Origin of the sequence: Clostridium sp. 1001270J_160509_D11, from assembly GCF_015667935.1 — a bacterium.
Taxonomy (GTDB): Bacteria; Bacillota; Clostridia; order Peptostreptococcales; family Peptostreptococcaceae; genus Intestinibacter.
In genome coordinates, this window is sequence record NZ_JADPET010000046.1 from 1 (window position 1) to 18590 (window position 18590).

General features: G+C 29.9%; 17 protein-coding genes. 7 read left to right on the forward strand and 10 right to left on the reverse strand.

All coding sequences use genetic code 11. The features are described from left to right. Positions 1–48: 48 nt before the first annotated feature. The 3 genes from I4U58_RS06200 to I4U58_RS06210 all read right to left on the reverse strand — a co-directional run bounded on the left by I4U58_RS06200 (position 49) and on the right by I4U58_RS06210 (position 3822). Complete coding sequence (locus I4U58_RS06200; RefSeq protein ID WP_195930162.1) at positions 49–1632, reverse strand: amidohydrolase; 1584 nt, start codon at positions 1630–1632, stop codon at positions 49–51. A 230-nt stretch (positions 1633–1862) separates the two neighbouring features. After that, entirely contained in the window at positions 1863–2381 is a 519-nt protein-coding gene (locus I4U58_RS06205; RefSeq protein ID WP_195930163.1) for a nitroreductase, read from the reverse strand. A gap of 127 nt (positions 2382–2508) precedes the next feature. Beyond that, positions 2509–3822, reverse strand: coding sequence for a M18 family aminopeptidase (locus tag I4U58_RS06210; RefSeq protein ID WP_195930164.1), 1314 nt, complete (start codon positions 3820–3822; stop codon positions 2509–2511). Between the two features lie 105 nt (positions 3823–3927). Between I4U58_RS06210 and I4U58_RS06215 the strand changes: the two genes are divergently transcribed. Beyond that, complete coding sequence (locus tag I4U58_RS06215) at positions 3928–4605, forward strand: SdpI family protein (RefSeq protein ID WP_195930165.1); 678 nt, start codon at positions 3928–3930, stop codon at positions 4603–4605. Here I4U58_RS06215 and I4U58_RS06220 read toward each other — a convergent pair. Further along, entirely contained in the window at positions 4602–5207 is a 606-nt protein-coding gene (locus I4U58_RS06220; protein ID WP_195930166.1) for a pentapeptide repeat-containing protein, read from the reverse strand. The genes I4U58_RS06215 and I4U58_RS06220 overlap by 4 nt on opposite strands. An 81-nt stretch (positions 5208–5288) precedes the next feature. Next, positions 5289–5936: an HAD hydrolase-like protein gene (locus tag I4U58_RS06225; protein ID WP_195930167.1), complete on the reverse strand. Its 648-nt coding sequence runs from the start codon at positions 5934–5936 to the stop codon at positions 5289–5291. 370 nt (positions 5937–6306) lie between these two features. Here I4U58_RS06225 and I4U58_RS06230 point away from each other — a divergent pair, with 370 nt between their 5' ends. Further along, positions 6307–7161 carry a MerR family transcriptional regulator gene (locus I4U58_RS06230; RefSeq protein WP_195930168.1) on the forward strand — a complete coding sequence of 285 codons (855 nt, stop codon included), beginning with the start codon at positions 6307–6309 and terminating at the stop codon, positions 7159–7161. 519 nt (positions 7162–7680) lie between these two features. On the opposite strand, the gene I4U58_RS06235 is transcribed toward I4U58_RS06230, so the two are convergent. After that, a complete protein-coding gene (locus tag I4U58_RS06235; protein ID WP_195930169.1) occupies positions 7681–8835 on the reverse strand; it encodes a C40 family peptidase in 1155 nt (384 codons plus the stop codon). Between the two features lie 230 nt (positions 8836–9065). Here I4U58_RS06235 and I4U58_RS06240 point away from each other — a divergent pair, with 230 nt between their 5' ends. The 3 genes from I4U58_RS06240 to I4U58_RS06250 all read left to right on the forward strand — a co-directional run bounded on the left by I4U58_RS06240 (position 9066) and on the right by I4U58_RS06250 (position 12207). Further along, positions 9066–9554, forward strand: a complete 489-nt coding sequence (locus I4U58_RS06240) for a DNA-deoxyinosine glycosylase (RefSeq protein ID WP_195930170.1) — start codon at positions 9066–9068, stop codon at positions 9552–9554. A 156-nt stretch (positions 9555–9710) separates the two neighbouring features. Beyond that, positions 9711–10049, forward strand: a complete 339-nt coding sequence (locus tag I4U58_RS06245; protein ID WP_195930171.1) for a zinc ribbon domain-containing protein YjdM — start codon at positions 9711–9713, stop codon at positions 10047–10049. Positions 10050–10482: 433 nt separating this feature from the next. Next, entirely contained in the window at positions 10483–12207 is a 1725-nt protein-coding gene (locus I4U58_RS06250; protein WP_195930172.1) for a [Fe-Fe] hydrogenase large subunit C-terminal domain-containing protein, read from the forward strand. A gap of 163 nt (positions 12208–12370) precedes the next feature. Here I4U58_RS06250 and I4U58_RS06255 read toward each other — a convergent pair whose 3' ends face one another. The 3 genes from I4U58_RS06255 to I4U58_RS06265 all read right to left on the reverse strand — a co-directional run bounded on the left by I4U58_RS06255 (position 12371) and on the right by I4U58_RS06265 (position 13943). Further along, on the reverse strand, positions 12371–12685 hold the full coding sequence (locus I4U58_RS06255) for a heavy metal-binding domain-containing protein (protein ID WP_195930173.1): 315 nt from the start codon (positions 12683–12685) through the stop codon (positions 12371–12373). Positions 12686–12755: 70 nt separating this feature from the next. Next, a complete protein-coding gene (locus I4U58_RS06260) occupies positions 12756–12941 on the reverse strand; it encodes an Arc family DNA-binding protein (protein ID WP_195930174.1) in 186 nt (61 codons plus the stop codon). 6 nt (positions 12942–12947) lie between these two features. Continuing rightward, positions 12948–13943 carry an SPFH domain-containing protein gene (locus tag I4U58_RS06265; RefSeq protein WP_195930175.1) on the reverse strand — a complete coding sequence of 332 codons (996 nt, stop codon included), beginning with the start codon at positions 13941–13943 and terminating at the stop codon, positions 12948–12950. Between the two features lie 342 nt (positions 13944–14285). Here I4U58_RS06265 and I4U58_RS06270 point away from each other — a divergent pair, with 342 nt between their 5' ends. Together I4U58_RS06270 and I4U58_RS06275 are read left to right on the forward strand one after the other, a co-directional pair. Next, on the forward strand, positions 14286–16007 hold the full coding sequence (locus I4U58_RS06270) for a [Fe-Fe] hydrogenase large subunit C-terminal domain-containing protein (protein ID WP_195930176.1): 1722 nt from the start codon (positions 14286–14288) through the stop codon (positions 16005–16007). Further along, entirely contained in the window at positions 16007–17164 is a 1158-nt protein-coding gene (locus tag I4U58_RS06275) for a SpoIIE family protein phosphatase (protein ID WP_195930177.1), read from the forward strand. Before I4U58_RS06270 ends, I4U58_RS06275 begins: the two co-directional genes overlap by 1 nt. A 135-nt stretch (positions 17165–17299) precedes the next feature. On the opposite strand, the gene rpsD is transcribed toward I4U58_RS06275, so the two are convergent. Next, entirely contained in the window at positions 17300–17893 is a 594-nt protein-coding gene (rpsD, locus tag I4U58_RS06280) for a 30S ribosomal protein S4 (RefSeq protein WP_195930178.1), read from the reverse strand. Positions 17894–18590 lie beyond the last annotated feature (697 nt).

Here is an 18590-nt window from a genome sequence, read left to right on the forward strand (position 1 = left end):
TTATATCTATATATATCCCTTATTTTTTAAAAATATAATTTATTATTTCTACGCTTTATATATAGAGTTTCCTTCTTTGAAAGTTTCTAATACTTTTATGTTTCTTATATCGTCTACGTCGACTTTTAATGGATTTTTATCAAGTATTACTAAGTCGGCTAATTTATTTTCTTTTATTGTTCCTTTTATATCTTCTTCAAAATATTGATAAGCTGCGTTTTTTGTAACTGCTTCTATAGCAGCAAGTACTGGTATTCTTTGATCTTCACCTAATACTGTGTTGTCTTTCATTTTTCTGTTACAAGCTATCCATATAGTTTCAAGCATGTTTGGCTCGATAACTGGAGCGTCTTGGTGGAATGTAAATTTAATTCCTAAATCTAATGCTGCTTTTGCAGGAGATATTTGGCTCGCTCTTTGCAGTCCGAAGTTTTGAACGTGGATGTTGCCCCAATGGTAAACGTGAGCCACGAAGAATGATGGTATCATTCCTAGTTTTTTAACTTCTGGCAATTGATCAAGCCCCATAAGTTGAGCATGTACTATAACTGGTCTTATATCATTATCTGTATTTAAGTTTTCTTTTGCTTTTTTATATTGTTCTAAATATTGAGCAACAGCTGCATCTCCATTACAGTGAGCTAATATTTGCATATTTTCTTTTAATGCTATTTCAATTAAGCTTTCTAATTCTTCTCCACTCATAACTGGATAAGCTCTGTATCCTTCTTCACCTTGATAGTCAGTTCTCATATAAGCAGTTCTAGCTTGTGGTGAACCATCTAGGAAAGTTTTGAATCCTCCTATTTTAAGGTGGTTATTGTATTTATTTATGCATCCTTGAAGTTTCGCAAAGATTTTTTCTCTTTCTCTTATATCTACATATGCTATGTAGTCTATTTTCATCATCTTCGCATGTGCCATATATCCTAGTAAGTCTGCTAATAGAGGAACTACCATACCTTCTTGCATTGTTGTTATTCCGTAAGATGCATAGTCATCTTGTGCCTTAAGCACTGCTTTCATAAGGTCTTCTGTTGATGCCATTGGAACTCTTTGAACGTTGTTTATAAATGCATTTTCTTCAAGGTATCCGTTAAGTTTGCCATTTTCTTTAAATATTACTCCACCTTCTGGGTCTGGAGTGTCTATTGTTATTCCTAATTCCTTCATCCCAAGAGAGTTAACAAGTCCGTTGTGTCCAGATTTATTTGATATTATAAGTGGATTGTTTGGCACAACTTCATCTAAAAAATCTATTCTCGGGTAAGTTTTCTCTGCTAATGTGTTGTAGTCAAAGTTATTCGCACTTATCCACACACCTTCTGGAACGTTGTTTTTTTCTATAAAAGTTTTTATTCTATTTGCTATATCTTCAAAATCAACTGCATCTTCTAGTGATACTTGTAATTTGCTGTTTGCATATCCGAAGAAGTGACTGTGTGCATCTATAAATGATGGCATTAAAGTCTTTCCTTCTAAGTCTATCATCTCAGCATCTTCATTTTGATTTGTAAGTTCTTCTTTTTTTCCTACTGCTTTAATTTTTCCGTCTTCTACTAAAACAGCTTCTGCATATAATTCATCTTCAAGAGTTAATATATCTCCATTGTAAAAAAGTTTTTTTGTCATAATTAAACCCTTTCTGTTTTTTCATAATCCCGTATGTTTTATTTTTAACATTTTTATTTATTAAAATGTATTTTATCAAAATTTTATGAACTACTTTTTAATCATTGTAGTAAAAAAAACTATTTATATTATACACCACAAGCAGTTTGTTCTAAACATTATAATTTCCTTAGAATTAAAAAAATGAATTTCGAAAATCGAAATCCATTTCATATATTAAACTTAAATTATTAAACTCTAACTACATATCCTTCTTTACGAGGTGCTGCTGGTTTTGGTTCGTCTTTTGCATATCCTAATATACAGTGGCCAACTCCTATGTAATCTCCTTCTACGCCCCATTTTTTAAGAAGTGCCTTACCTTCTTCACTTTCAAATTCTTCTTTTGCTCTGTGAATCCAACAAGAACCTACTCCTAATCCATAAGCTGCGTTCATTAAGTTGCCCATTACTAAGCTTCCATCTTCTACGCATGTTGGCATATTTTTGTCTGCTAGCACAACAACTACTGTTGGTGCTCCATAAAATGGATCCATGTCTTCTTTTCCAAATACTTTAGCGTTCATTTTTGATAATTGTGCTATAGTTTCTTTATCTTGAACTACTATCATTTTTGGAGACTGTCTTCCCATTCCTGTTGCAGCATATTCACCTGCTTCTAATATTTTATTTAGTTCTTCATCTTTTATTTGTTCATCTTTATATGAACGAACACTTCTTCTTCCTTTTAATGCTTCAAATAAATCCATTTGAATTCCCCCTTGTAATATTTGTCATATATATTATAGCATTTTTTATTTAGCCAAAGTAAATATTAGTATTTTTTCTAACTTTTATTATTTATTATCTACTAAAATATATTTAGTTTGAACTTATTTATTTATTTATGCTAAGAACTCCACAATCCTCTTGAATTATAGAACTGTTGTAGAAGTTTTCAATAACTTTAACTAAGTAATATGTATCTTTTATTCCACCTGTTTCATATGATGAATGCATAGCAAGTTGTGCTAGTCCAATATCTACACTATTTAGTGATACTTGTGAATTTGAAATATTTCCAAGTGTTGAACCTCCTGCCATATCTGATCTATTCGTAAATACTTTATAAGGTACATCAACTTCTTCACATAGACTTTTAAATATAGCTGCTGATACTGAATCAGTAGTGTATTTTTGGTTTGCATTGAATTTTATAACGATTCCTTCATTCATATACGGTCTATTTGTTGGGTCTGACTTTTGCGCATAATTAGGATGAACTGCATGTGCATTATCAGCAGATATCATAAAGCTGTTTGCTGTTGCTTTATAAAAATCTTGCTCATCTCTTCCCATAGTGTTGTTGATTCTTTTTAATGTGTCTGATAAGAAAGTCGACTCTGCACCTTGTTTTGTAAGACTTCCCACTTCTTCATTATCAAATACAACACATACCTGTACTGTATCTTTGTTTTCTCCAGCTAAGAATCCTTTTAATGATGAAAAAGCACATTGAAGGTCGTCTAACTTTGGTGAAGATATAAACTCTTCATCAGCACCCCATATACTCCCGCTCATTCTGTTATAAAGGAATAAGTCACTACCTAAGATATCTTTTTCACATACGCCTGCATTTTGTGCAACTAATGACATTAGTCTTCCTTTTGCATTTATATCTCCAAACAACGGCAACATATCGTTTTGAGCATTGTATTTATATCCATCATTTATATTTCTATTAAAGTGTATTGCTAAATTAGGGATAATAACTAAATCTCTATCTATATTAACTAATTTAGATACAAACTTATTTCCCTCTCTTACGACGATTTTACCTGCTACTGAAAGTGGTCTATCAAACCAAGTTGAAAATATCATCCCACCGTATTTTTCAACATTAAGTTTAACCATTTTTTTATCAACTTCAATTTCATGGTTTTCTTTTATTTTGAAAGTAGGCGAATCACTGTGGCTCGATACTATATTAAATCCTTTAAAGTCTTTATTTGGAATTTTGAATGCTATTAATGACGAATTATTTCTAATTACATAGTATTTTCCGCCTTCTTTAATCGTCCAATTTTTGCCTTCTACAACTTCACAAAATCCATTTTCATCTAAGATCTGTTTCATGTTATCTATTGCGTGGTAACAGCTTGGGCTGTTTTTTATAAAATTTAATAATTCATTAGATATTTGTTTAAACATTTTTGATGTCTCCTATACTGTACTAATTTTATATTTTTTAATGTATTTCTTTTTAAGATATATTATAATAAATAATATTATAATATTTGGAGGAATACATTATATATGCAAAGTAAAAATAAAAAACTTTTATTTAAAAAATCTATATATTACTTGGTTGGGTTTGCACCGCTGATTATAACTCTTTTTATATATACTTATATTCCAGAGCAAGTTCCCTCCCATTACACAACTGTAGGAGAAATTGCAAACTGGGACCATAAAGGAAAAGTACTAATAATTCCATTTTTACTAGCGGCTTTTACTTATTTTAAACCTAGGGTATTTGTTGAAAAATTTGAATCACAATCAGAAAAAAACGTAAGCGATGCTGCAACTATGTTATTCCTTATATCGATAAATCTTTTGAGCATGCTCGAATTATTTATTTCACTTAAAGGAGAAGATTTTTTATCTAAATTCAATTTTTATAATTTGCTGAGCTGTATAATATGTTTTATTTTTATATTTTTAGGATATATTTTCTCAAATTGTACTCGTAACTCAACATTTTCTATTAAAATACCTGTGTATTTTATGGATAATGAAATTTGGGCAAAAATCCACCAAAATTTAGGTTCATATTGGATGTCTAGTAGTATAGTTTTTCTTCCTCTAGGCATAATATGTGGCAATCATTATATATTGTGTTTATTAATTTTAGAAATAATTTTAATAATATTATTGCCTGTAACTATTACTTATTTTTATATTAAAAATCATAAAAAAGTAAAAAATAATTAATCTTTTATTATTATGCCTAAAAGTTTTGATATATCTATCGCTTGATATGTATTTAATTTACAACCTTTTAGGTTATCTAAATTAAAAGATACACCTTGTATATTTGAAGTGGAAAAATCTATACCTTTTAATTTAGTATTAAATATTTCGCTGTTTGACAAATTACAATTATCAAACTTTACTTTTTTTAATTTACATTCATTTAATACACTTGAAATAAGCTGGCTTTCTTTAAATGCCGCTTCTTCTAGTTTTGAAAAACTCAAATTTAAATAATCGCACTTTGAGTTTATTATTTGTATGTATTTTAGGCTGCAATCAACCATATTCACACCTGTCATCTTGCAGTCTTTAAATATTACTCTGTGTATTGACGAATCTGTAAAATCCACATTCGATAAATCACATTTTTCAAAAATCACATTTGTAAAATCTGATTTTATCATTTTTGATTCTGCAAATACCATTTTATTAAATCTACAATCTTTAAAATCAAGCGACTTTTCATCAAGAAATACTGCCTCATCTTCAAATAATCCACTTATAATATCATCTATGTAAAAAACGCTTTTTTCGTCATAATTAACTTCTGGTTGTATCATATAAAACACCTTCTTTTATATATTTTATAGTATAGAAAAAGTGTAAATTTATATATATAAACCTACACTTTTGTATATAAATTAAACTATCTCTAAAAGATCAGTCATTTTATCTATTATATAAGTAGCCCCAGCTTCTTGTAATTCGTCTTTGTTTCCATATCCGAATAAAACACCTACTGAGTCCATTTCTAATTGTTTTGCTCCTAATATGTCGTACTCTCTGTCCCCAACCATAAGCACGTTTGCTCCTGGATTTTCTCCTATATTTTCTAGTGAGAAAGATATAACTTCTACTTTTTTACAACGAGTTTCATCTAAGTTACTTCCACCTATAAAATCGAAGTATTTGTCTAAACCGTAGTGTTTTAGTATTTGTTCACAATATACCATTGGTTTTGAAGATGCTAATACTATTTTCTTTCCTCTATTTCTTATTTCTTGTAGAGTTTCTTCCACACCTTCATATACTTCGTTTTCTAGCATACCTCCAGCAACATAATATTCTCTATATTTTTTTATTGCTAGTTGTATTTGTTCTTCGTCATCACCTACATATTCTCTGAAAGTCTCTGTTAATGATGGACCTATATGTCTTTTTAATGACTCTGCATCTTTTTCTATCCCAAAATGTCTAAGGGCTGTCTTCATAGAGTTAGTTATACCTCTATCAGAAGCAGTTATTGTTCCGTCTAAATCGAATGCTATTATGTCGTAATTCTTCTTCATATCTATCTCCCAATTTTTTATTTTACCAAGCGGTAATTTTATATTATTTAATATAATTAATAAATAATTTTTATTTAGATATATTTTACACCAATAATATATTTATTCAAAGACTTATAATATAATTTTTCTCTAAAACTAATAGAAGGCTGTATCATAAAGATACAACCTTCCCCGCACAAAACATATTCACTTTCCCCAAAATGAAATTTTAAAACAATAACAAAATAAATAAAACTATTATAATATAACCAATTACAATTTGACTAATTTTTCTATTTTTTCTATACTTATATAGTAAACTATGGAGTTACTCCATAGTCAACCTGATTTTACAAATATTTTTAAATAATTAGTAGGAGACATTCAAATGAAAGATTTAACTTTTAATATAAGTGAGACTTCACAAATTACAGGTCTATCTATCGATACATTGAGATATTACGATAAAATATGTTTGATACAATCTAAAAAAAATCCAAATAATCGCTATAGGTATTATACTATTGCAGATATCTCAATAATTAATCATATTAAAACTTTGCGTGATTTAGACTTATCTATAAACGATATTAAATCACTACTACATTCAGATATTGAGGTTCAACAGACAATTCTTAAACATCACCACAAAGTACTATTAGAAAAAATAGCCTCAATAAAAAAGATAGAAAAAGTTTTTAAAGATACTTTACAAGAAGTAAATTCTAGTAACTTAATGATCAATGTTCCCTTAGTAAAAACATATAAAACGAGATATTTCAAAAAAATAAAAAATTCAGTCAAAGAAAATCAATGCTGTATTTCAAAGAAAAACTTATTAGATACTTCTCATAATTTCTTAGAAGTTATAGATAAATTTGTATTTGCATTTTATGGAAAGGAATTTGATTCTTTGGGGCTGTTTGACTTTTTTGAGCTAGGCAAAATTTCAAACGACCAAGATTATTATACAGAAATTACACCTGAAGAATTTGAGTTAAATAAAGATTTACACGATATATTGATTATTCCCGAATCGAGTTATATAGAAACTATAACAAAATTATCTAAATATACTTTTGATGAATATTTTGAAAACCTTATCGACTGGATAAACTTTAAAAATCTAAATCCTATCTATCCTGGATTCATAAAATATCTAGATACTTCACTTTATTTTGTAAATGAAGGCGAATGTCTAATAAAATTCCAAATTCCATTTATCCACAAAACATACGAATAAAACATGGTGAGTTTTCTTGCCATGTTTTTTACAAAAAAATAGCAACCATTTGGGCATGGTCGCTATAAAATCTGTCTTATACTTCCGTAGTATAAGACGGGGTCGTTATTGTTTTAAAAATTCTAACTTTGGGGAAAGTAGAATATGAATTAAGTTAGAAAAAATTTACAGAATAGTTAACTGTCATAAACTCACCACTAGTTTAATGACAATACTTAAGTTGTTCAAACATAAATTTTGTAACTTAATTTTCTATGTATTCATTATAGTATGTGTATATAATATTTGTCAATTGTATTTTTACATTTTTTTACTTTATTTCATTATTTTGTTCTTTTATATCCAAACTATAGATTAACTCCATAGTTTTTATCGTTTGAAAACATCCTTTTACATATTTTAATTTAAATATATTAAAAGCGGTATAACAAAGTTTTGTTATACCGCTAATTCACTAAATTAAATTTATAAGTTAATCAATTATTTTTATCAATTATGTTTTTATAACGAAATTTCGTCTTATAAAACTCTTCTTCCGTTTACAAAAGTTCTTTTAAAATAGCTACTATTGAAGTTATCAATAACTATTTTCTTTTGGCTGTAAGATGCATGTATCATTTGTCCATTTCCTATGTATAATCCAACATGTGAAACTTGTCCATTATTTGCTCCATTAGTATCAAAGAATACTAAATCTCCAGCTCTTAAGTTGTTTCTACTTACATATGTTCCATATTTACTTTGTGCACTTGATGTTCTTGGAAGTATTATACCAGCTTTATTTTTAAATACATAGTATGTAAATCCTGAACAGTCGAAACTGTTTGGCCCTTGAGCACCCCATACATATGGTTTACCTAATAAAGTTTTTGCATATGCTATTACAGAACTAGCACTTGCTGATACAGAGTTGTTGCTTCCACTGTTGCTAGTTGAACCACTTGGAACTGTACTTTGTAAATATGAACTACTTACATATCCAGCTTGTCCTTTGTAGTTTATTTTTGCCCATCCATTAGATGTAGATAATACTGTTACTTTTTCTTTATAATCTAATGAACCTATTTTAGAATAGCTTGTTCCAGCTCCACTTCTAACATTAAGTCCTGATGTTGCATTTACATATTTAACAGTAGTTGTTGTACTACTATTATTATTTTCACTAGTTGTACCACCTGGTACTGTAGTTTGTAAGTATGAACTACTTACATATCCAGTTTGACCATTGTAGTTTATTTTTGCCCATCCATTAGATGTAGATAACACTGTTACTTTTTCTTTGTATTCAAGTGTACCTAATTTAGAATAAGTTGTTCCAGCTCCACTTCTAACGTTAAGCCCTGATGTTGAATTTACATATTGAGTAGTACCTTGGCTTGTTGATATACCAGTCGATGTACTTTTTGTTAAATAATCTCCATGTACATATCCTGTAACTCCATTATATTTTACTTTTGCCCAACTTCCTGATTCGCTTATGTACTCTACTTGTTGTCCTTTTTGTAATGAGCCAATTATGCTATGACTAGTCGATGGCCCTGATCTAAAATTTAGTGATGAAGCCGTAACAGTTCTCATATCAGTAGCAGCATCTACATGTGATACATTCATCAATGGTAAAGCTACTGATGCCATCATAGCAGTTGCTACAATGTAATTTTTGTTTATACTCATACTCTTCTCTCCTAATATCTTTTTATGGATATATCATTTCATATATTTTATCTATCTTTGAAAATATACCCATTTTTCTATTTTACATTATTTAACTAAGTTTTGTCAAAGTTTATCGTTTTTTGTCATTTAGTTATATTTACCAAATCCTAAAAATCACCCATCTTGACACTTTATCAATAGCTTGTATTATTAAATTAAGATTTATTATTTTAGAAAGGATTTTTAATATGGAAAACGTAAAACATGAAATTCCTCCAATTTACAACCAAAATTCTAAAATATTGATTTTAGGCTCTTTCCCATCAGTAAAATCTAGAGAAAGTCAATTTTTCTATCATCACCCACAAAATAGATTTTGGAAGGTTTTATCATCAGTATTAGATAAAGATACACCTATTACTATAGATGAAAAGAAAGATTTTTTATTAGATAATAATATTGCTCTTTGGGATGTTATTGCGAGTTGTGATATTGAAGGTTCTAGTGATAGCAGTATAAAAAATGTAGTTGCCAATGATTTAAACAAAATTATAGATACTTGCGATATAAAACAGATATTTTGTAATGGTGGAAAGTCATTTGAGCTTTATAAAAAGTATTGTGAAAAAAATACAAACTTAAAAGCTATTAAGCTTCCTTCTACTAGCCCTGCAAATGCTAGATTTTCACTTGAAAAATTAGTTGAAGATTGGAAAGTTATACAAGATTATATTTAAGTTTTATAAAATATTATTTAAAATACTATTAAATATAATATTTGTATTTCATAAAATAAATATAATTTACTATATAGCATAAATTATTATTTGAAGTAAAACCTATGCTATGGTATTATATAATTTCGAATACTCAAATTTTAGGAGGACCTTATAATGGAAAATTTACCAAATTGCCCAAAATGCAATTCTGAATACACTTATGAAGATGGATCACTTTTAGTTTGCCCAGAATGTGCTCACGAGTGGAATCCAAGTGCTCAAGAAGAAGAAAACGTAATAAAAGACGTTAACGGAAACGTTTTAAACGACGGAGACTCTGTAACAGTTGTTAAAGACTTAAAAGTTAAAGGAGCTTCTTCTTCAATAAAAATAGGAACTAAAGTTAAAAACATAAGATTAGTTCCAGATGCTGCTGACGGACATGATATAGAATGTAAAATAGATGGTTTCGGAGCTATGAAACTTAAATCTTCAGTAGTAAAAAAAGCTTAATTAACTAAAGTCAGCAAATATGCTGGCTTTTTTAATTTTAAGCAACGGAATCTTTGATTCGTTGGCGATATGAACAAAGTGAATTTTAAGCAACGGAATCTTTGATTCGTTGGCGATATGAACGAAGTGAATTTTAAGCAACGGAATCTTTGATTCGTTGGCGATATGAACGAAGTGAATTTTAAGCAACGGAATCTTTGATTCGTTGGCGATATGAACGAAGTGAATTTTAAGCAACGGAATCTTTGATTCGTTGGCGATATGAACAAAGTGAATTTTTTTATACGGTAATAACAATTTCGAAATTGTTAAATTTTTAATTTATAGTATAATTGAAATATATTATCTATTTAGAGGCTGTCTTTATTTGGGGTTATTTAAAAACTATAATGCTCTGAGGTTGGGAAAATTTTATATCCTTGGAGGAAAACTTATGTGGTATGTTAATTTTAGAAAAACAAAATGCAAGAGCTGTTATGCTTGTGCTCGTGTGTGTCCTGTCAATGCAATTAAATTTAAAAATGAGCAAGCACAGATTTTAAAAGAAAGATGCATTGTATGCAATGAGTGTTCTAAGGCTTGTTCTCAAAAGAAATCAATATTAAAATCTGAAGTATCAAAAATCAAGTTATTCTTAAAGAATAAAAATAAAATCGCTGTTTCTATAGCACCTAGCTTTGTATCTATATTCGGCGAAAACAGTCACAAAATCCCCACTGCATTAAAAAAGCTGGGATTTACATATGTTGAAGAAACTGTAATTGCAACTAATCCTGTATTAGAAGAATATAATAAGTATGCAGATTTAGATGATGGTCAAAATTATTTTACTAGTTTTTGTCCGACTATAAATAACTTAATCGAAAAGCACTTTCCCCAATTTACAAAAAACCTAATCCCTATCGTATCTCCTTTTTTATGTCATACTAGACTTATGAAAAGTAAATACCATACCGACACAAAAGTTGTATTTATAGGACCTTGTCTTGCTAAAAAAGATGAAGGCTCTACTGATATAAGTGTAGATGCTGTGTTGACTTTTGCCGAGCTAGAAAAATGGCTAAAAAACGAAAATATAAATTTGGACGAACTTGAAGAAAGTGAATTCGATGTTATTTGCAAAGATAGATTGTTATTTCCGCTAGTTGGACAGACAACACGCATTATAAATGATAAAAATCCAGTAAAAAAAGTTATAACTGTAGAAGGTATAAGCGATTGTATAGATATACTCCACGCTTTGGAGGAAGGTCGTTTTACTAATACAATCTTTGAGATGAGTGCTTGTATCCATAGCTGTCTAAATGGCTCTGGACTTGATAATCACAACACAACTTATCAAGAAAGAGAAATTAATTTAAGAAATTATAGACAAAAATGCAAAATAAAATATAGAGACTTTGATGATAAATATCCATATAAAGATTATCTATATAAAACACCTCTAGAAAAAATCTTTTCACCTAAAAAGGTATATCTAAAAGAGCCTTCTAAAGATGAATTAACTTCTATTTTAAAATCTATGGGTAAAACAATTATAACAGATGAGTTAAACTGTGGTGGCTGTGGATATAAAACTTGCCGAGAGCACGCTGTTGCAATTTATAACGATATTTCTGAAGTGAACATGTGCTCTCCTTATATGAGACAAAAAGCTGAAAATATAGCAAACTCTATATTTGAATCATCACCTTTTTTAATAGGTCTTATAGATAAAGAGATGAATATTTTAGAATTTAACAGCAAGGCCAAAGAGTTTTTTGATATAAAAAATGATGACTATATAGATTGCCCTATTTTTATGTATGTTGACGATGATGCCTTTTATGATTGTATACATAATCATAAAAATATCTATAATAATATAGTTCCTATTGAAGATATGAATAAAACTCTATCCCAAGATATATTTTGGCTTTATGATGAAGAAATATTTCTTTGGATGGCATATGATATTACACAAAAAATCGAAAAGAAAATCCGAAATGATCAAATAAAAGAAGATACTATAAACCTCGCTCAAACTGTCATAAATAAACAGATGCGTGTTTGTCAGGAGATAGGAAGACTACTTGGTGAAACAACAGCAGAGACAAAAGTCATCTTAAGCCGTTTAAAAAACTTGATAAATGAAGATATTGAGAATGAAGATGAATAATAAATAAGTAAATTAATTAGTCTATAAGTTAATACGATAATAGTGAAATAAACTTATAACAAAAAATCAAAGATCATTAATTCATTTTCATCATAAAAATTATAAATAAAAAGGAGTTTGGCATTTTAACACCATACTCCTTTATTTTTTATTTTAATAAATATTATTCAACTACTACTGCTGTTCCATAAGCTATAACTTCACTAGCCCCCTGAATTATTGATGAAGTCATAAATCTCATTCCTACAATTGCATTTGCTCCAGCATCACTTGCTTTATCTATCAATCTTTGTAGTGCTACATTTCTGGCCTCTTCCATCATTTGAGTGTATGATTTCATTTCGCCACCGACTAATCCTTTTAGTCCTGCACCTATATCTTTACCGATATTTTTTGATTGAACAGTTCCACCAGACATAACCCCAATAACTTGTTTTATTTCTTTTCCTTGTATTTGTTCTGTTGTGACTACTATCATTTTTATTCCCCCTAAAAATAATTTCTACACTTTTAATTATATATTCTCATTAACAAAATATAACTCAGCTTTACTCATCTTTATCTGATTTTTTACTTCCCTTTTTGCGCGCTTTTACACATTCAGTAAGCAGGTATTCTATCTGTCCATTTATAGATCTAAATTCATCTTCTGACCACTGAGCAAGCTCATTCCACAGAGTTGGCGAAATTCTAAGCAAAATTTGTTTTTTGCTTTTGTCCTTTTTATCAGCCATAACTATCTAATAAATTGAACCACTATTTACTATTGGCTGTGCATCTTTACTTCCACATAATACTACAAGTAAATTGCTCACCATAGCAGCCTTTCTTTCGTCGTCCAACTCAACAACTTCTTTTTCACTTAGAGAATTAAGCGCCATCTCAACCATTCCAACAGCACCTTCTACTATTTTTTTACGAGCTGCTATTATTGCCTCTGCTTGTTGACGTTGTAACATTGCTGCGGCAATTTCTGGTGCATAAGATAAGTGAGTTATACGGACTTCTTCTACTTCTATACCTGCAATTTCTACACGCTTTTGAAGTTCTTCTTTTAATTTATCAGCTATCTCTTGACTACTTCCACGAAGAGACTTTTCACTGTAGTCTTCTGTATCTTCTGAGTCATATGGATAAAGTCTCGCTACATTTCTTATTGTAGAGTCACATTGTATTGATAAAAATGTCTTATAGTTTTCTACGTTAAATACAGCTTTTGTAGGATTTATAACTCTCCAAATAACTATTGTTCCTATTATTATAGGATTTCCTAATTCATCATTTACCTTTTGTTTTTGGTTGTTAAGAGTCATAGCTTTTAAAGATATTTTCTTTGTATTTGATGTTGTAGTTTCTTGTTCTGAATCCTTATCACCAACTTTACTCAACTTAGTAACTTGTGATTCATAAGTTGGATTTATCGCACTTACAAATGGATTTACAAAGAAAAAACCTGGCTTTTTAATTGTCCCGTAGTATTTACCAAATAAAACAAATACTATAGATTCATTTGGATTTACTATTTTTAAACCACAAAATATAAATATCGCTACAATAAATAAAATTATTGTAACTATTAAAAATATATCATTTTCAGTATTAACTAAGTTTATGAACCCAAACACTGGTGATAAGATAAATAATATTCCTATAAAAAGAGCTATCCACCCACTTATAGGTTTTAATTCCTTTTCTTCAATTGAACTATCTTGTTTCAATAAATTTTTCTCACCCATAGTTTTCCCTCCTAATTACTTCTTACAAATATTATTAAGTATAATTTTGATATTATTTTGATATCATTTTTATACTTAAATAATAATCTTTTATTCATTTATTTTCCAGTTACATTATTGTAACTTTTACCACATATAACCAAATATCATGACCCAACTTTATAACTTATGATATTTACACCTTCGTTTGTAACTTATGTACAATAGTAAACAAGTGGAAAATATAGTATAATTCTAATAAGAAAATTTTTACTTTTACAGTTTAGATAAACATATTTTCTGTAAAAGATATACTGCTCTACTTGAGTTAAGGGCTATTTTTTTTATAAGGGGGAATTTTAAATGTCCAATTCTAAATTTGCTAGAAAAGGATGTCGTGAGTGCTATGCTTGTGTCAGAGTATGTCCTGCTGATGCAATAGTTATAAAAGATGGCCAAGCCGATATCCTTGCAGATAGATGTATTTTTTGTGGGAGATGCTCAAAAGCCTGTCCTCAACATTATCGAGTGGAAAAAATGAGTATAAGTTCAGTAAAGGAATTTATAAAAAGTGGTGAAAATGTAATTGCATCAGTCGCTCCTAGTTTTGCATCAGCATTTGGCAACCAAAGTTTAAAAATACCAGCAGTTCTTAGACATCTCGGTTTTAATCATGTGGAAGACTCGGGAATTACAACAAAACCTATTTTTGATATATACAATAATTATGCAGACAAGGACGACAACAAAAACTACATTACTTCTATGTGTCCTACAATCGATCACCTTATTCAAAAGCACTATCCTGAATTGACTGACTCAATTATTCCAGTCGTGCCTCCGTTTATAAGCCATGGGCGATTTCTTAAACATAAATACGGTACAGAAAGCAAGGTCGTATTTATCGGTCCCTGTGTTGCAAAGAAAACCGATGCAGCCAAAGAAATCTGTGTTGATGAAGTTTTGACTTTTTATGAGCTACAAAAATGGATTCAATCTAAAAAAATAAATTTAGAGGACTTTCCAATTGAGCCATTTGACTACGTATGTAATGATAAAATATTATTCCCAATACCAGGAGAAACTGCTGATTTTTTAGAAAAGAAAAATCCGAAAAAGACAGTTTTCTGTGTTGATGGTATTGAAGATTGCAAAAGTGTTTTAAACTCTATAAGAAATAATAAATTTGAAAATACATTTTTTGAAATGAATGCGTGCAATCATGGTTGTCTTTATGGTTCTGATTTGGACAAAGATGATAGATGCTTTTTTGAAGTTAAGCGAGATTTAATAAATAATAAACAGAAATATATAGATTTATTCCAAGCAAATGCAGTAGACAACCCATACCAAGATATTGCACTCGATGTTTTGCTTTATAAGGAATATCCACCTAAACCCTTCCATCTAGAACAACCGACAGAATACGAAATTAGGGAGATTTTAAAGACAATGGGAAAAACTATCCGCTCCGATGAGTTAAACTGTGGTAGTTGTGGTTATAGAACATGTCGCGAGAAAGCAATAGCAGTATTTAACGGACTTGCAGAACCGTCAATGTGTCTTCCTTATATGAGAAATAAAGCCGAGAGCTTATCTAATATAATTTGTGAATCCTCGCCTAATTTAATTGGGCTTATCGACAAAGACATGATGATTATCGAATTAAATCCTGCCGCAGAGTCGTTTTTTAAGATAAAAAAAGACGAAGCTAACGGCATGCCAATTGGAATGTATTTAGATGATGATGAATTTGAACATGTTAGAACATTTAGAAAAAATGTCAGAAATGAAAAAATCACTTTTGAAGAATACGACGACTCTACCCTACTTCAAACAATATATTGGTTAGAACAAAACCAGATGTTTTTGTGGCTGGCTGTAGATATTACCAAAGATGAAAGAGCAGAGAAAAAACTTCAAAATTTAAAAATGGAAACTGTAGAAATGGCTCAACAAGTAATTGCAAAACAAATGACTGTTGCTCAGGAGATTGCCAGTTTGCTAGGTGAAACAACTGCTGAGACAAAAGTCACTTTAACCAAACTTAAAAATTTCATTTTAGATGAGGAAGGAAAAGAATAATGAGATATTTTATTGATTTTGCATCAGGAAGTCTTATTAAATATGGAGAAGAACTTTGTGGCGATAATGTTGAATTTTATGTCGATAACGATATGAGTGTTGCTGTTTTGTCAGATGGGCTAAGCAGTGGTGTAAAAGCCAATATATTGTCTACTCTTACTTCTACAATAGCTCTTACAATGATAAAAAATGGCCTTTCTATAGAAGAAACTGTAGAAACAATTATCCAGACCTTGCCTGTTGATGCACAAAAAAACATCGCCTACTCTACTTTTACTATCGTAAAAATAACAGACCACAACAAGGCCTATATTGCTGAGTTTGACGGTCCTGAGACGTTTTTCTTGAGAAGGGGTCAAATTGAAAAAATACACTACACTTACAAAGATATTTGTGGTAAATCTGTTCGTGAGGCCAGTATAGATTTAAAAGAAAACGACGTATTAGTATTTGTAAGCGATGGGGTGCTTTATGCAAGCGCTGGTCAATTACTTAATTTAAATTGGAAATGGGAAGATATCGCCAAACATCTCAAAATTAATGTAAGAGAATCTATGTCAGCTCTTGATATAAAAAACAATTTATTAGGTGTTTGTGACCAAATGTATTTATTTGAGCCCGGAGATGATACAACAGTATGCGTATTAAAGGCTGTTAAACCGAAAAAAGTTAAATTATTTACTGGACCACCGTCTCACAAAGAAGACGACGCCAAAGTTGTGCATGAACTTATGACTAATGCTGATATTAGAATTGTATCTGGTGGGACAACTTCACAAATAGTCGCACGAGAGCTAGGCGTAGAAGTTAAATCAAGCACAGAAATATACGATAAAGAAGTCCCTCCAATTGCGTATATCCACGGAATAAACTTAGTTACTGAAGGAGTTCTAACTCTTTCAAAAACTATAGATAGATTAAAATCACTATCTAAATCACTAGATAGCAATATATTTAAAGCTAAAGATGGCGCTTCCCAAATGGCAAAACTTTTATACAGTGCCTCACATATAAAATTATTAGTTGGAAGATCTTTAAATATTGCCAATGCTGAAATATCGTTTCAAAGAGATTTGGAACTAAGACTTCATGTAATTGGAGAGCTAGAAAAGATTTTAGTGAAGTTGGGCAAAATCGTGACTATTGAATATTATTAATTGAGTAAAAATTATATAATTTTAAAAAAAATAAAATCGCAAAAACCCGAAATTGGATTTTTGCGATTTTGTAGTTCTTGAGTGAAGTAATTGGGACGAAATTGAACGTAGTTTGCCCAAATTATATCTTAGATATTATTTTGAGTAGAACTCAACGATTAGTATTTCGTCAATTTCGATTGGCACTTCTTGTCTCTCTGGTAATCTTGTTAATACACCTGAGAATTTGTCCATATCTTTAGCTAAGTAAGGATATTGATTTAAAGCACCATTTTCAAAGTTTTCTTTAAACATTACATTAGTTCTAGATTTTTCTCTTAAAGTAACTTCATCACCTACTTGTACTGCAAAAGAAGGTATATCTACTTTTTTACCGTTCACTAGTATATGTCCGTGAACTACCATTTGACGTGCTTGTCTTATAGAGTTAGCGAATCCTAATCTATAAACTACGTTGTCTAATCTACATTCTAACATTTGTATTAAAGCTGTACCTGTTGATTCTTTAGACTTTTCAGCTTTTTTAACATAGTTTCTAAATTGTTTTTCTAATACTCCATAGTAAGCTCTCAATCTTTGTTTTTCTAATAATTGAAGTCCGTATGGTGAAAGTTTTTTGTCTGCTCTAGAAGTTCCTCTTCCAGCTCTATCCATTGCTTTTGGATGTCCGCATACATTTAATCCTAAACGTCTGCATTGTTTAAATCTTGGTCCCATCATTTTTGCCATTTTTGTTGTTCTCCTTAAAAATTATATTTTGCCGCGATAATTTTTAAAGCCAATATCATTATAGCACTTATTTTTATGATTGTAAATGATTTTCATTATTAAACAATATGTATTTTTAATGTATTTTTGTTAGAGAAAGTTAAAATTCACTGCGTTCATGGCGCCAACGACTTCGTCCGTTGCTTAAAATTCACTGCGTTCATGGCGCCAATGACTTCGTCCGTTGCTTAAAATTCACTGCGTTCATGGCGCCAACGACTTCGTCTGTTGCTTCAAATTAACTTCGTTAATCCACAAGCGACTTTATCTTTTGCTTTAGTTTTACTTAAAACTAAAAAAGCTGATACAAAATAAATTGCATCAGCTTTTTTGAAGAATCGTATAATCATTAGGCATACTGGTTATAACGCAAAGTAGATTTATATGTAACGCGCAAAATACATACTTAATCTAGAAATAGTATTATCTTTTATAAAGATTTATTATACTAATCAATAACTTTAAATATTAATAGATCTCGATAGCTACCACACTTAACTCGATTTCTCTATTTAAAAATATTTAAACTATCGTCATTTCCTTAGCCTGGTTTTATTATAACAGAGTTTTTTTGTTTTGTAAATGATATTAATTATCATTATCGAATTTTTTTTTAATTTTTTAGTTTTTCTCCAAATTTATTCCATAAACTGTATTC

What these genes read in the sequence shown, in the direction of transcription:
- I4U58_RS06200 (WP_195930162.1), bottom strand. Translation starts at nt 1,632, where the DNA reads ATGACAAAAAAACTTTTTTACAATGGAGATATATTAACTCTTGAAGAT.
- I4U58_RS06205 (WP_195930163.1), bottom strand. Translation starts at nt 2,381, where the DNA reads ATGGATTTATTTGAAGCATTAAAAGGAAGAAGAAGTGTTCGTTCATAT.
- I4U58_RS06210 (WP_195930164.1), bottom strand. Translation starts at nt 3,822, where the DNA reads ATGTTTAAACAAATATCTAATGAATTATTAAATTTTATAAAAAACAGC.
- I4U58_RS06215 (WP_195930165.1), top strand. Translation starts at nt 3,928, where the DNA reads ATGCAAAGTAAAAATAAAAAACTTTTATTTAAAAAATCTATATATTAC.
- I4U58_RS06220 (WP_195930166.1), bottom strand. Translation starts at nt 5,207, where the DNA reads ATGATACAACCAGAAGTTAATTATGACGAAAAAAGCGTTTTTTACATA.
- I4U58_RS06225 (WP_195930167.1), bottom strand. Translation starts at nt 5,936, where the DNA reads ATGAAGAAGAATTACGACATAATAGCATTCGATTTAGACGGAACAATA.
- I4U58_RS06230 (WP_195930168.1), top strand. Translation starts at nt 6,307, where the DNA reads ATGAAAGATTTAACTTTTAATATAAGTGAGACTTCACAAATTACAGGT.
- I4U58_RS06235 (WP_195930169.1), bottom strand. Translation starts at nt 8,835, where the DNA reads ATGAGTATAAACAAAAATTACATTGTAGCAACTGCTATGATGGCATCA.
- I4U58_RS06240 (WP_195930170.1), top strand. Translation starts at nt 9,066, where the DNA reads ATGGAAAACGTAAAACATGAAATTCCTCCAATTTACAACCAAAATTCT.
- I4U58_RS06245 (WP_195930171.1), top strand. Translation starts at nt 9,711, where the DNA reads ATGGAAAATTTACCAAATTGCCCAAAATGCAATTCTGAATACACTTAT.
- I4U58_RS06250 (WP_195930172.1), top strand. Translation starts at nt 10,483, where the DNA reads ATGTGGTATGTTAATTTTAGAAAAACAAAATGCAAGAGCTGTTATGCT.
- I4U58_RS06255 (WP_195930173.1), bottom strand. Translation starts at nt 12,685, where the DNA reads ATGATAGTAGTCACAACAGAACAAATACAAGGAAAAGAAATAAAACAA.
- I4U58_RS06260 (WP_195930174.1), bottom strand. Translation starts at nt 12,941, where the DNA reads ATGGCTGATAAAAAGGACAAAAGCAAAAAACAAATTTTGCTTAGAATT.
- I4U58_RS06265 (WP_195930175.1), bottom strand. Translation starts at nt 13,943, where the DNA reads ATGGGTGAGAAAAATTTATTGAAACAAGATAGTTCAATTGAAGAAAAG.
- I4U58_RS06270 (WP_195930176.1), top strand. Translation starts at nt 14,286, where the DNA reads ATGTCCAATTCTAAATTTGCTAGAAAAGGATGTCGTGAGTGCTATGCT.
- I4U58_RS06275 (WP_195930177.1), top strand. Translation starts at nt 16,007, where the DNA reads ATGAGATATTTTATTGATTTTGCATCAGGAAGTCTTATTAAATATGGA.
- rpsD (WP_195930178.1), bottom strand. Translation starts at nt 17,893, where the DNA reads ATGGCAAAAATGATGGGACCAAGATTTAAACAATGCAGACGTTTAGGA.